The 13,271-nt window shown below is 40.5% G+C and carries 13 protein-coding genes and 1 tRNA gene; 3 read left to right on the top strand and 11 right to left on the bottom strand.

Annotation, left to right across the window (positions count from 1 at the left end):
* Positions 1-54 precede the first annotated feature (54 nt).
* Together C9414_RS13080 and cspB are read left to right on the top strand one after the other, a co-directional pair.
* Entirely contained in the window at positions 55-1,146 is a 1,092-nt protein-coding gene (locus C9414_RS13080) for a GGDEF domain-containing protein (RefSeq protein WP_107163796.1), read from the top strand.
* 211 nt (positions 1,147-1,357) lie between these two features.
* Positions 1,358-1,558, top strand: coding sequence for a cold shock-like protein CspB (gene cspB, locus C9414_RS13070; RefSeq protein WP_008349061.1), 201 nt, complete (start codon positions 1,358-1,360; stop codon positions 1,556-1,558).
* 114 nt (positions 1,559-1,672) lie between these two features.
* Here cspB and C9414_RS13065 read toward each other — a convergent pair whose 3' ends face one another.
* The 10 genes from C9414_RS13065 to queG form a co-directional block, all read right to left on the bottom strand.
* Positions 1,673-2,032 carry a hypothetical protein gene (locus C9414_RS13065; protein ID WP_039177402.1) on the bottom strand — a complete coding sequence of 120 codons (360 nt, stop codon included), beginning with the start codon at positions 2,030-2,032 and terminating at the stop codon, positions 1,673-1,675.
* A 13-nt stretch (positions 2,033-2,045) separates the two neighbouring features.
* Complete coding sequence (locus C9414_RS13060) at positions 2,046-2,570, bottom strand: NAD(P)H-dependent oxidoreductase (RefSeq protein WP_024425322.1); 525 nt, start codon at positions 2,568-2,570, stop codon at positions 2,046-2,048.
* Between the two features lie 17 nt (positions 2,571-2,587).
* Positions 2,588-4,207, bottom strand: a complete 1,620-nt coding sequence (locus tag C9414_RS13055; RefSeq protein ID WP_039177398.1) for a DHA2 family efflux MFS transporter permease subunit — start codon at positions 4,205-4,207, stop codon at positions 2,588-2,590.
* A 39-nt stretch (positions 4,208-4,246) separates the two neighbouring features.
* Positions 4,247-4,879 carry a biotin/lipoyl-containing protein gene (locus C9414_RS13050; RefSeq protein WP_039177397.1) on the bottom strand — a complete coding sequence of 211 codons (633 nt, stop codon included), beginning with the start codon at positions 4,877-4,879 and terminating at the stop codon, positions 4,247-4,249.
* Between the two features lie 364 nt (positions 4,880-5,243).
* Positions 5,244-6,407 (bottom strand): sporulation protein YhbH, encoded by a 1,164-nt coding sequence (gene yhbH, locus C9414_RS13045; RefSeq protein ID WP_034282299.1) that lies wholly within the window; start codon positions 6,405-6,407, stop codon positions 5,244-5,246.
* Between the two features lie 139 nt (positions 6,408-6,546).
* Complete coding sequence (locus tag C9414_RS13040) at positions 6,547-8,442, bottom strand: PrkA family serine protein kinase (protein ID WP_107163795.1); 1,896 nt, start codon at positions 8,440-8,442, stop codon at positions 6,547-6,549.
* A gap of 376 nt (positions 8,443-8,818) precedes the next feature.
* Positions 8,819-9,526: a YrpD family protein gene (locus tag C9414_RS13035; RefSeq protein WP_047202857.1), complete on the bottom strand. Its 708-nt coding sequence runs from the start codon at positions 9,524-9,526 to the stop codon at positions 8,819-8,821.
* Between the two features lie 171 nt (positions 9,527-9,697).
* A complete protein-coding gene (gene trmL / locus C9414_RS13030; protein ID WP_034282301.1) occupies positions 9,698-10,171 on the bottom strand; it encodes a tRNA (uridine(34)/cytosine(34)/5-carboxymethylaminomethyluridine(34)-2'-O)-methyltransferase TrmL in 474 nt (157 codons plus the stop codon).
* Positions 10,172-10,214: 43 nt separating this feature from the next.
* Positions 10,215-11,117 carry an amidase domain-containing protein gene (locus tag C9414_RS13025; RefSeq protein WP_107163884.1) on the bottom strand — a complete coding sequence of 301 codons (903 nt, stop codon included), beginning with the start codon at positions 11,115-11,117 and terminating at the stop codon, positions 10,215-10,217.
* A 61-nt stretch (positions 11,118-11,178) separates the two neighbouring features.
* Positions 11,179-12,327 (bottom strand): tRNA epoxyqueuosine(34) reductase QueG, encoded by a 1,149-nt coding sequence (queG, locus tag C9414_RS13020; RefSeq protein WP_107163883.1) that lies wholly within the window; start codon positions 12,325-12,327, stop codon positions 11,179-11,181.
* A gap of 83 nt (positions 12,328-12,410) precedes the next feature.
* Here queG and C9414_RS13015 point away from each other — a divergent pair, with 83 nt between their 5' ends.
* Entirely contained in the window at positions 12,411-13,007 is a 597-nt protein-coding gene (locus tag C9414_RS13015; protein WP_224927855.1) for a hypothetical protein, read from the top strand.
* Positions 13,008-13,105: 98 nt separating this feature from the next.
* On the opposite strand, the gene C9414_RS13010 is transcribed toward C9414_RS13015, so the two are convergent.
* Positions 13,106-13,179, bottom strand: a tRNA-Gly gene (locus tag C9414_RS13010).
* Positions 13,180-13,271: the final 92 nt, after the last annotated feature.

The following is a 13,271-nucleotide window of genomic DNA, read 5'->3' as shown; positions in this document are numbered from 1 at the left end:
TTTCCCCTTTTCTTTTGCAACAAATTTTAGTAATTTTAAAAAGGTGATTCTATTTTGCTAAGAGACCTCTTTATTAATTTAACAATTCTTGTTACTTTCCATTATTTATTTATGCTTGTGTTTAAAGAGAATTTTCTGAAGAAAGAAGATACCTTGCTCAGACAACTATGCAAAGGCATGCTTTCTGGGTTACTCGGTGTCCTTTTAATGTTCTTCTCTATTAAAACAGGACCAGCGATCATCGATTTAAGACATATTCCCCTTATTTTAACGGCCTTTTATGGGGGCATCGCCCAAACAATGATTGCAGCCTTTGTTGTCATCATTGGCCGGTTATTAATTGAAGCCAACATCGCTTCTTCCATCAATATTTTTTCCATGATGTTTATCGCAACCTCTTCTTTTTTGATTGCAGAGCGTCATATGAATCATGTTGTGAAAATGCTGTTATCCCTTACGATTGGTAATGTGATGGCCACAAGCCTGTTTATCATGGTCGTGCATGAGACATCATTTCAACTTCATTCTACTTATTGGATTTTCTCATATATTGCTGGATTGTTTAACTTTTATGTCATTGAGCATCAAACAAAAGCATATCAGCTGTTAAATTTGTATAAATTCCAAGCTCATTATGACTTTTTAACAGGTGTTTTAAATAAACGGAAGTTCGATGAGGTATTAAGTGATGCTTTTACTAAGAAGTTGAAGCAGCCTATCCATCAAATGTCCCTTATTTACCTAGACATCGATTACTTCAAAACCATTAATGATCAATATGGGCATCATGAGGGAGATATCGTTTTAAAAGAAATTGGTACAAGGCTGATTAAAAACACAAGAAGCTCTGATTATATTGGGCGGATTGGCGGTGAAGAATTCGCTGTCCTTCTACCAAACTGTACAATTGAAAAAACATGGCAGATTGCAGAACGCTTACGAAAAAAAATAGCAGATCAGCCGATTTATTTAAAAAACGGTCTGTCCATTCACACTACAGTATCAATTGGATGTGCTTATTCTCATGGAACTGGTGCAGACATCAAGCAATTACCGATTATAGCTGATCAAGAGCTCTATAAAGCGAAGGAGTCCGGCCGAAATCAAGTGAGCTTTTCAGAGAGAAAAAAAGACCATTTGACATAGGCATTTTCCTCAATTTGTTAGCGCTAATTATTTTTAAAAAAGTTTTCGTATAACAGTTGTTTTTTCCCGCAAACACTGGTAAAGTAAAGGTAATTATTTTTGTTCGTATCATCTTTAAGAAGAAAGTTTTGTAAGAGTTTTCGTCTTTGAAGTTTGTGTAAGAGCAAGAATAGTGAATTTAAGCGTTAAGATCGCTTTAGGAGGAAATTTCATGTTAGAAGGTAAAGTAAAATGGTTCAACTCTGAAAAAGGTTTCGGATTCATCGAAGTAGAAGGTCAAGACGATGTATTCGTTCACTTCTCTGCTATCCAAGGCGAAGGCTTCAAAACTTTAGAAGAAGGTCAATCAGTTTCTTTCGAAATCGTTGAAGGTAACCGTGGACCACAAGCTGCTAACGTTAACAAAGCGTAATTTAAGAGCATCTGCTCTTTTAGCACTTTATAGAGTGAAGGAAAACCGCCCGGCTTCTGCCGGCGGTTTTTTTTGTTCCATAAAAAAAGAGAACCTGATGAGAGGTTCTCTTTTTTATTTATCCTTCTGCTTTAGCTTCTGCAAAGCAGAACGATACATATCATCATTCATTTTAGTTTCTGGTTCTTCTTCTTTGACAGGTGGTTCTGGCTGTTTAAACTTTTGAAGCGCCTGTCTATAGAAATCGTCGCCAGACGCAGCATCATCTGTTTGAGAAGGCTCTGACGCTTTTTTTTCAACTTCAGGCTCTACAGGTCTCGCCACAGCTTCTGGCTCGCTATGCGGCACGTCAGGCTGATTGGAGACATCTTCTTTGATCTCTTCCTTATCGGCCGATGCGTGTCTGACATTGAACGCTACTAATCCAATAATGACTAGAACAGCAGCTACTAACGCTACAATAATCGTCGCCAAAAGAACCCTCTCCTTATCGCTTAAATGATGCAGTGACTGATGCTACACGTCTTCCTAGTGCTTTTCCGAGTTCAATGCCTTCAGTCGAAATCAATTCATCAGAATCGATCGGACATGTCACACCAGCTCCATAGTAAGAGCCGTATAAAGCATTCTCAGGAACATTCCCAGGAAGGCCGACAACAAGCATTCCTTGGTGGAACATCGGGGTAATCAAATTATGCATTGTCATTTCTAAACCGCCGTGTGTTGTAGCAGTTGTACAGAAAACAGCACCGACTTTATCGATTAGTTTTCCTTCTGCCCATAAGTAGCCAAGACGGTCAATCCATGTCTTTAACCCAGAACTAATAGTACCAAAGTGACCAGGGCAGCCCCAAATGATCGCATCCATTTGATCAAGCTTGCGAATGTCTGCATCTTTCACGTGATCAATGAATACTTCAGCTTGCTCTGTTTCACCTGCGCCTGCTGCAATCGCTTCTGCAAGTGCTTTTGTATGGTCACCTTCACTATCGTATACAACATAAATTTTCATGTACGGTCCCTCCACACTTATCTTGCATCTTGGTTTGCTTCCTTAGGTGCTGGAAGCAATGATATTTCTTGTTTCTTATGCTGCTGTTCTTTTCGCTTTTTATCCTTACGAACATCTCGCAGGAACAAGCTGAGAATGACACCAGCCGCACAGAATAATGTCACCCACATGTAAGCATCATTGATACCCATCACGTTTGAATCGATCTGTGCTTTCGTAAAGAGCTGGGTGGATACATATTTTTGAGCAGCTTCTGCTGTCATGCCCATATGATGCATCACATTCGATACAGCCGCCTGGAATGAATTCATAAAGAGCGGGTCGGCTGTATTTGTTTGATCCGCCATATTGGAATAATGGAATGTCGTCCGATTCGTATAAATCGTTGTGATCAAACTCGTACCGATGGAACCGCTAATTTGTCTCAATGTATTAGACATCGCTGTACCATGGCTGTTTAAGTGCTGTGGTAATTGGTTCATCCCTGCTGTCATAACCGGCATCATAAGAAGTGACATACCAAATGCACGTACTGCATACATGAGCACAATGTGACTATAAGAAGTATCAATGGTCAGCTTTGTAAACTCATATGTCGTGACAACGGTAATGAGCATCCCCACAATCGCAAGCGGACGAGGTCCAAATTTATCAAACAAGATCCCTGAAATCGGGGACATAATGAGCATCGCAAGTGCCCCTGGAAGCATTAATAGCCCAGATTGCAATGCCGTAAACCCAACGAGGTTTTGCAGATAAATCGGAAGTAAGAACATCCCTGTATATAAGGCAACCGTAATAATGATGTTAATAACACTTGATAATGAGAAGATGCTGTATTTAAATACGCGGAAATCAAGCATCGGATTATCAACTTTCAACTGTTGGAAAATAAAGAGAATAATCGCAATCGCACCAATAATAATCGTAGATAAGACGATCGGATCTGTCCAACCATCACTTCCTGCTTCACTCACTCCGTAAAGAAGGGAAGCAAAACCAACGATTGAAAGAATCGCACCAAGACTGTCCAGCTTGATTTTTTTAGGCTCTACAATATTTTTAAACATAAAGAAAGCCGCGATAATGACAATCGCACCGATTGGCACAAGTCCGTAAAACATAATACGCCAAGAATAATGTTCAATAATGTAACCTGATAATGTTGGTCCTACTGCAGGAGCAAACATCATCGCAAGACCGAAAATCCCCATTCCTTTCCCTCTGTTTTCCGGAGGGAAAATAAAAAGGATTGTTGTCATGACGAGCGGCTGTAAGATACCGCCGCCGACAGCCTGAATCAAACGGCCGATGAGCATTGTTGAAAAGTTTGGCGCAATACCGCAAATAAATGTACCTAGTGTAAATGAGATCATGGCCACTAGGAATAAGCTGCGCTGTCCAAAACGTGTGATTAAAAACGCAGACAACGGAATCAGCACACCGTTGACAAGCATGTAGCCTGTTGTCAGCCACTGAATCGTTGTCGCACTCACATTAAATTCTGTCATTAAATGGGGCATAGCTACGTTCAAAAGCGTTTGGTTTAAAATCGCTACGAACAAACCGGCCATTAAAATGATCAGTAAAGACAAGGAGCCTGCTCCCTGTTTTGTCGCTGCAGGTTGATTTGCCATCTCAGACAACCTCCTTTCATTTTTTGGTATCAATCATCATTAAGATGAAATTTTGACAGAAGCATTCATACCTGGAAGTACTTTGTCTGATGGATTTTTAATTGAAATTTTCACTGCTACTTTTTGCGTTACTTTTGTATAGTTACCACTTGAATTTGTTGCTGGCAGCATATTGAATGTTGAGTTTGTCGCATAACCAATTTGTTCAACAGTTCCTTCAAACGTTGTATCAGGATCTCCATCTACAACGATGTCGACTTTATCGCCTTTTTCAATGTTTTTAATATCTGTTTCTTTAATATTTGCTGTGATGTAAAGCTTGCTTAAATCGATTGTTTCACCAAGAACTGTACCAGGCTGCACTTGTTGGTTGTTTTGGATTTCTTTTTTGACTAATGTGCCATCAGCCACTGCTTTAATGTTTGTTTTTGTTTGTCCTTCAACTTTTGCAACTGTGCTGTCTTTTTCCACTTCGTCACCTTCGTTGATATCCCAGCCTTTGATTTGTCCAGCTGCTGGAGCTGTGATTTGATACATGTCACCTGTCACTTTAGCCTCATCTGTTTTGACAAAGTTTGTGCTTTCGTAGTAGTAATAAGCACCTCCGGCAATAATGGCAAGAATTACAATAAGGCCAATAATGTTCGTTAGCAATAAACGCCCTCTGTTCATGTTTTGTTTCTCCTTTCATGTATAAAAATATAGTGTCATCTGCTTTAGCAAACTTAGAATGCCCATCATCTGACAGAATATGAAACAAGCTCAACAATCTGTCTTTTTCCCTTGATCTACTCCCGCCCGAAACATGGTGTGCAGCCCATTTATATTTATTGTTCAATTATGAGCAAGGAGCAGAAAAAGAAGAAAAGACGATCGGCATCTTTTTTGAAAAACTTATATTTAACAAGATTAAATATTAATAAATGAAAATTGAAATGTCAAAGAGAAAGTTTTACTTTTTTTCTGGTGATCCCTTCCTTCTCCACACAAAAAACCTTTCAGCCCTTATGCTGAAAGGTTTTTTCAAATGTGCTCGTTATGAATGAACTTCTTCCTGCTGAAAAAATTTTTTTAGTGCGAGAAAAACATCTGATTTTTGCTTCAAAATATAATGCTTAAATTTCTCATCCTGAATATGCTTGTATGCTGACATTAACGTAGAATGCCGGTTGTATTGATTCACTTCACCATAGCAAAATAAATTGGCTTTTTTCATGATCTCAGAAACAAGTTTCACACACCGGGCGTTATCTGATGTCAAATTGTCACCATCAGAAAAATGAAAAGGATAAATATTATACCGCGACGGCGGGTATCGTTCGTCTATGAGCTCTAGTGCCTTTCGATAAACAGACGAGCAAATGGTCCCCCCGCTCTCACCCCGCGAGAAGAAATGTTCTTCGTCTACCACCTTCGCCTCTGTATGGTGAGCAATAAATTCAATATCGACTGTCTCATACTTTGTCCGTAAGAAACGTGTCATCCAAAAGAAAAAACTTCTCGCCATATATTTTTCCCAAAGACCCATACTTCCGCTCGTATCCATCATCGCCAAAACGACGGCTTTCGACTCTGGTTTGGTCACTTCATTCCACGTTTTATACTTGATATCCTCCGGGTAGATGGGATAAAAGGAAGGACTCCCTGTCATCGCATTTCGTTTAAATGCCGAGAGCATCGTTCGTTTTTTGTGGATATTTCCTGTTAACCCGGTTTTGCGAATATCGTTAAACTCAATTTGTTCGACAATGATGTCGTCAAGCTCCTTTTGCTTGAGGTTTGGCAGCTCCAGTTCACGAAACAGTGCTTCCTCGAGATCCATTAATGAGACTTCTGCTTCGTAATAATCCTCACCAGCTTGATCTCCAGCGCCCTGCCCCTTTCCTTGACCTTGCTTACTGTCTGAGCCGTCACGCGCAACAACATCGCCAACCTCGCTGTCTCCATCCCCTTGACCTACATGTTTATTTTTGTCGTAGTTATACCGAATTTTATATTCATCTAATGAACGGATCGGAATTTTCACAACATCTTTTCCATTCGACATGATGATGCTTTCTTCTGTGACAAGATCCGGCAAATTGTTTTTAATCGCCTCTTTGACTTTTTTCTGATGACGCTGCTGGTCGTCATAGCCTTTTCGATGGAGGGACCAGTCTTCCTGAGACACAATAAACTGACTTTTTTCTTGCCGGGACATCCATCCCCCTCCTCACCTTTTTCCACAATTCTTCTAACCATCGATTCCTTTATCCTATGCTGCTCGTCATCCAAGTTGACGATCATTTCTAAAAAAGACATTACCGGTGCTGATGCGCCAATAATGCCTCCTTCATTTATTAACGATTCAGAAGACTGCCTACATATTTTAAAAGTTCATTTGCACTTGTTGAATTATAGCCATGCTCATCAATCAATCTAGCCACTACTTCGTTGACCTTCTTCAGCTGCTGTTCATCCGGTGTCTTCGTCGATGTCGTAATTTTCACCACATCTTTTAGATCGGCAAACAACTTCTTCTGAATGGCCTCTCGCAATCTCTCATGCGAATTATAATCAAAGCGTTTTCCCTTTCTCGCATAAGCCGAAATACGAATCAGAATTTCTTCTCTAAATGCTTTTTTGGCGTTTTCAGAAATGCCGATCTGCTCCTCAATTGAACGCATGAGCTTTTCATCAGGATTCATTTCTTCACCCGTTAACGGATCACGCAGCTTGTTTTTATTGCAATAAGCCTCAACATTATCCAAGTAATTATCCATCAGCGTTTTCGCGGACTCCTCATAGGAATACACAAATGCCTTTTGCACTTCCTTCTTCGCAATGTCATCATACTCTTTTCGCGCGACTGAGATGAAATTCAAATAACGCTCCCGGTCCTCGCTGGAGATAGATGGATGCTGATCAAGCCCTTCTTTTAAGGAGCGCAGGACATCCAGAGCATTGATCGATTCCATATTCTTTCGAATGATGGTAGATGAAATTCGGTTGATTACATAACGCGGGTCAATTCCGCTCATCCCTTCATCATGAAATTCCTTTTTCATCTCATCAATGTCGACCGATTGGAAGCCTTCGACACTTTCTCCGTCATACAGACGCATTTTTTTCACCAAATCAATATCAGAACGCTTCGGCTCTTTCAATCTCGTCAAAATGGAGAACATTGCTGCTACCTTCAGCGTATGCGGGGCAATATGCACATCTGAGACATCACTTTCTGAAATCATTTTATGATAAATGCGTTCTTCTTCTGTGACCTTTAAATTATAAGGAATTGGCATCACAATAATTCTTGAATGCAAAGCCTCATTCTTTTTATTTGAAATAAACGACCGGTACTCGGTTTCATTCGTATGAGCGACGATCAATTCATCTGCACTAATCAAGGCGAATCTCCCTGCCTTAAAATTTCCTTCCTGCGTTAATGACAAGAGGTGCCATAGAAATTTCTCATCACACTTTAACATCTCCTGAAACTCCATCATCCCTCGGTTTGCTTTATTGAGTTCTCCATCAAAGCGGTACGCACGGGGATCTGACTCTGATCCAAATTCGGCAATGGTTGAAAAATCGATGCTTCCTGTTAAATCGGCAATGTCCTGAGATTTCGGATCAGACGGACTAAAGGTACCAATGCCGGTCCGTTTATCCTCTGAGAAAAAGATCCGCTCGATCCTTACATCCTCAATTCTGCCGCCATATTCCTCTTCCAGTCTCATCATGTTCAGAGGCGACAAATTCCCCTGCACACGAATTCCATATTCTCTATAGAAATCCTCCCGCAAATTTTGCGGAATAAGATGAAGCGGATCTTCATGCATAGGGCAGCCTTTGATCGCATAAACTGCGCCATGATCTGTCAGTGAATATTCTTCAAGTCCTCTTTTCAATCTAGTGACAAGCGTCGATTTCCCTCCGCTTACTGGTCCCATCAGTAATAAAATACGCTTCCTGACATCCAGCCGCTTTGCAGCAGGGTGAAAATATTCCTCCACTAATCTTTCGAGTGATTCCTCTAACCCAAACAGCTCCTGATCAAAAAATTTGTAGGTTCTGACCCCATTCTCCTCTTCAATCCCGCTATCTTTAATCATATGATAAACGCGAGAATGAGCAGATTGAGCGACAAGTGGATTTTCCTTAATAATGTCTAAATAATCGCTGAATGTGCCTTCCCATTTGAGACGCTGCTCTTCTTCTCTGTGCTGTTCGATTTTCTTTAAAATATCCATATGAACCTCCTCTTTCAAGATTGAAGCTAGAAATCAGATACTGTTTTACAATCTATGCGGAGGCGTCCTATTACATGCTTTCGTTCTTCAAAATGACGAATTGGCAAACTGAATTGACAACCATCCGCAAGACCCTTCATAATAAAGGAAAAATAGGAGAAAAATGATTTTCTTCTCCTGCTTTTCAAGGTGAACTTCACATCATATGAAACAGGCAGCGAACGGAACAAAGGGATAAGGGGGAGCTTATATGAGAACGGTCATTATGATGGGCGTCATCATTACGTTTTTAGTATCCATTTTCACTGCTGGCTACGAAGGCAAGCCTGGGAAATGAAAAAAAGGATGTTCCATTTGCGGAACATCCTTTTTTCATTTAGTTCGTTGTTTTCAGCACTTGCATATCCACTGTATTCCCTGACACCTGAACCTTCGTAAAGTCTTGGGTATCGACCACAGGTGTGACAGCACGATTATCCAATGTGATGTCAGTAAAACGAGTAGAGAAGTTCGCACGGATGTCTTTTCGATAAATATCGTCAGTTACTGCTACCGTCGACAGTAGTTTCCACTTGGTCACAGCGCCAATGTTTGAGTTTTGAATTTCTGTAATAATGCGGCCGGTATAGCCAACATTATTTGTACCCCAGAACGTCGCTCTTGTATGCCCATTCAAATTTTTATAAATCGTCATTTGAACAGTACTTCCAGGTTTAAATCCCTTTGTATACGTAAAGTCATTTTTTCCTTCGATATATGTCTCTTGATTATTTGCTCCCACTTTCATCGTAGGTTTCCACACATTATAGGTTGGACTGTATTGAAGCCCAATATCCGCTTCCTTTGAACCTGTGAATCCAGAATAAATATAAGCTGTACCATTTGACACACTCATTGCGGGAGGGAGCTGAATTTTTGTGACCAATATGGATCCGTTACTATTGATATAAGTACGCCCGCCAATCCCTTTTGATAGCTGAGCTGCTTCTATCTCCTGCGTCTGAGAGAGTCCTGGAATACTGACTGGAATCGTCCCCATTAAAATTGCTGAGCTAATGGCACTAGTGATCAGTAGCTTTTTCATCTCATTACTCCTCCTAATGGATTCATCATTTTTTGAAAACGTCATCACAATCTATCATACTACCTATTTTTAACATGTCAAAAAAAGTATAATTAAGTCATATTTTTCATCTATCTTTATCTTATCTCACATAAAAAAGCCGAGATCAGTATCTCGGCTTTTATCATGATCTTATATGAGATCGCGATATTGCTGCTGGCGAAGTGCCTCATATACAAGAATGGCTGCCGTATTCGACAGATTCAGAGAACGAACATGCTCTGTCATCGGTAAGCGAAGACAACGGTCCATATTCTGTTCAATCAAATCTTTTGGCAATCCACTTGTCTCTCTGCCAAAGACGAAGAAATAGTCTTCATCCAGCTGAGAGTAATCAAATGTCGTATGCGGCTTTTGGCCAAATTTTGTGATATAGAAAAATTGCCCCTTCGGATGAGCCTCAAACAATTCATCAAGTGAATCATGATAGACCACATTGGCATATTTCCAATAATCGAGTCCTGCACGCTTCAGCATTTTGTCATCTGTCGAAAAACCAAGCGGACGAATCAGATGAAGGGTTGTATTTGTTGCTGCACATGTACGCGCAATATTTCCAGTATTAGCTGGAATTTCTGGTTGATATAAAACGACATGAAGTCCCAAAAAAGTTCACCTCTAATTTTCTTTTCCGCTCAACATTATACCACTAACTACCTTTCGCGGCATCGTCCAAAATGTGAAAAAACATATATCGAATAGCAGGTGTATAGGCGGTCGAATCCTCGTATGACCAATAACGCATACGGCAGTCATACGTCTGTGCATTCACAAGAGGCATTCCGCCTTTGTCATGATCAACAACAATGGTTGTATGATTATACCTTCCATCACCTTCAAAATCGTAGCAAATGACATCACCAATATGAAGCTCATGCGCTTCTTTGAGTTTCTTTGCTCTCAAACCCGCTTTCGAATTCGCTAAATAATTTTTCATCGAATGAGCCACCGTCCAGCTATAACTCCACGTATGCGGACGCACCCACCAGCCAGACCCGCGGTTCGGATATCCTCTTGTTGGCGCATTCCCTGCTTTCAAACATTGTGAAATAAAATTTGTACAGTTATCTTCAAAATTTTTATAGGCTGGATTCCGCTTATTCCAGTAAGTCTCCGCATACTGCACAGCTGCCCGCCGGTCATAGTGAAAAGCTCTGCCGAATTGTTCTTCGATCTGAAAGCGCTCATCCATAAGCTCTTCCCTTTGCCGTTCTTCTAGCATCATCCGATCTTTGACAAGCATGTCGTTATAAAGAAATGCTTCTCTTTTTTCCACCTGTTCCTCTAAATAAAAAGAATCGTCTACATCCTTGCAGACATATGTGAGATGAGCAAGATACTGCACATGCTGAGCACCATCATCTTGAATGGATGAATCGAGAAGTTTTGTTTTTGCTTTCGCCTTCACAATTTCAACCTGTCTTCTAGCAAAAAGCTCTTTTTTCCGCTCTACTGCTTCCACATCAGACATAAGCTGCGGCTGCTTGATTGCACGGTCATTGATTAAATACGCCAGCCTGTCTTCTAAAGTTTTCTCTAATAATTGTTTCACACAGACACCACCAAACATTTTTTAAAATCTCTGTTTGGTTCATTCTATGTTCACAGGGATGTTATTTAGTATTTAAAGGTGTCTGCAGGAGCTCAATCCCTTTCACAATCTCCGCTTTCGCTTCTTCATCACTTTCCCGCTCAAGGGCCTTTTCCAGCTCTGGGAGCTGCTGATCATCGCCAATTTTCCCAATTGCCCAAGCAGCTGTTCCCCGAATGACCGGTCTTGGGTCCTTGTGCATCAGCTCAATTAACACTGGTAAGGCAGATGTATCTTTAAAATGAGCGAGTGCCAAAATTGCATTCCGCTGAATGGGCTTTTTCCCCCGCCATGAACCTGAAACATGACCGTATTTTTCCTTAAACTCACGATTGCTGATCGTCAGAAGCGGCTTTAACAGCGGCTTTGCAATTTCAGGATCCGGTTCCATTTCAGGATGCAGATGAAAATCTTTTCCTTTATTGATCGGGCAGACAGTTTGACACGTATCACACCCGTACAATCGATTTCCTATTTTCGAACGAAATTCGTCAGGTAAAAACCCTTTTGTCTGCGTTAAAAATGAAATGCACCGCTGAGAATTCAGCTGTCCAGGATTCACAAGCGCACCTGTTGGACACGAATCCACACATTTATTGCATGTTCCGCACTGCTCTTCAATTTTCTCATCCGGCTCAAACGGGACATTTGTGATCATTTCAGCCAAATACACATAAGATCCAAACTCTGGCGTGATAATCATACAGTTCTTTGCACTAAAACCAATGCCAGCACGTTCTGCTACAGCACGATCAGACAATTCTCCTGTATCCACCATTGATTTTGTCCGTATATCGACATGCTTGCTCCGCAAAAATTCTTCGAGCATATCAAGCTTTTTTTTCAGCACGACATGATAATCTGTTCCCCATGAAGCCCGGCAAAAGATCCCCCTTCTCGCATCCTTTGTACTTCGTGGAGCATCTTTCATTTTGGAAGGGTACGCGAGCGCTATCGCAACAATTGATTTGGCCTTCGGAAGCAGCAAAGAAGGGTTTGTTCGTTTTTCAATATCAGGCTCTTCAAAACCTGACAAATACCCTAACGATTCATGTAAGATGAGGCGGTCCTTTAATGAATCAAATGTATCGGCACTTGCAAATCGAATTTTATCGACACCAATTTCTTTCGCATATTGAATCAATTCTTCTTTTAATTCTCCAACATGAATCACCTTGCAAACCTCCTTTCTTTGTTTCTTCTGTTGTTTTCAGTATAATACGAGTGTATCATGACCGATTGGAGTGAGTCACTGTGAAGATACATATGGAAATTTCTCATCCTCAAAACCCGTCTATCCATGTTGGGCAGATTGAATATTCGCATATTGAAGTTGGCACATCACCTCAAATGTTAAAAGGCCGCTTACGCCTGTTTCAAGAATCTTTATTTTTTGAATACGAAGATAAAGTCTTAGAAGAAGTACCAGCCATCAAAGAATGGACGGATCTTTTAAAAGATGTTCCTTTCCTTTCACTTCTTTCTGATATCCAAAAGGAACAATTTATTGACTCGACCAATTCCGTACAGGATTTGTCGATATTTTTCTCACTAAAATATTTCTTACCCATCCTGACATTAGATGCCGATCGCATCAAAGGACCGCTTTCACTGACAAAACATGAGGCTGGTCACATCGAATGGCAGGACGGCGCAGGACTGAATGGATTATTTTCTCAAGCAAGTACAGCACATATTTCTCCAGACACAAAGAACATTCTTCAAATCATCCTTTTCCCTCCATCTATTTCCCGGGAAAAGAGTGAAGCTCTTATTCAATCCTTGACGAAGATGTTTGTACAAATACATGGGGGAGAAAGCAAATATGAACTCATTGAAAAAGCACTGTAGCCTGACAGTGCTTTTTCACATTATACTGACATAATAAAAAACGCAACACTTCGTTTATCTATGAAACGAAATACTGCGTTATAAACAAAATTATGTATTGGAGCGGGTGATGAGAATCGAACTCACGACATCAGCTTGGAAGGCTGAGGTTTTACCACTAAACTACACCCGCATCAATTTTTTAAAAGCAACGTCATCGCGTTGACTTTTATTATGTTACAACTTTCTTAACAATTCGTCAAGAGAATATGAAGATTTTTCGTC

It is taken from the genome of Bacillus sp. Nf3, from assembly GCF_003028545.1.
GTDB classification, from domain to species: Bacteria; Bacillota; Bacilli; order Bacillales; family Bacillaceae; genus Bacillus; species Bacillus safensis.
Note: the sequence above shows the minus strand (reverse complement) of the source record. Positions and strands in the feature narration are given on the sequence as shown.

Coding starts and splice junctions, on each gene's coding strand:
- cspB (WP_008349061.1), top strand. CDS start 1,358: ATGTTAGAAGGTAAAGTAAAATGGTTCAACTCTGAAAAAGGTTTCGGA.
- C9414_RS13060 (WP_024425322.1), bottom strand. CDS start 2,570: ATGAAAATTTATGTTGTATACGATAGTGAAGGTGACCATACAAAAGCA.
- C9414_RS13055 (WP_039177398.1), bottom strand. CDS start 4,207: ATGGCAAATCAACCTGCAGCGACAAAACAGGGAGCAGGCTCCTTGTCT.
- C9414_RS13050 (WP_039177397.1), bottom strand. CDS start 4,879: ATGAACAGAGGGCGTTTATTGCTAACGAACATTATTGGCCTTATTGTA.
- yhbH (WP_034282299.1), bottom strand. CDS start 6,407: ATGTCCCGGCAAGAAAAAAGTCAGTTTATTGTGTCTCAGGAAGACTGG.
- C9414_RS13040 (WP_107163795.1), bottom strand. CDS start 8,442: ATGGATATTTTAAAGAAAATCGAACAGCACAGAGAAGAAGAGCAGCGT.
- C9414_RS13035 (WP_047202857.1), bottom strand. CDS start 9,526: ATGAAAAAGCTACTGATCACTAGTGCCATTAGCTCAGCAATTTTAATG.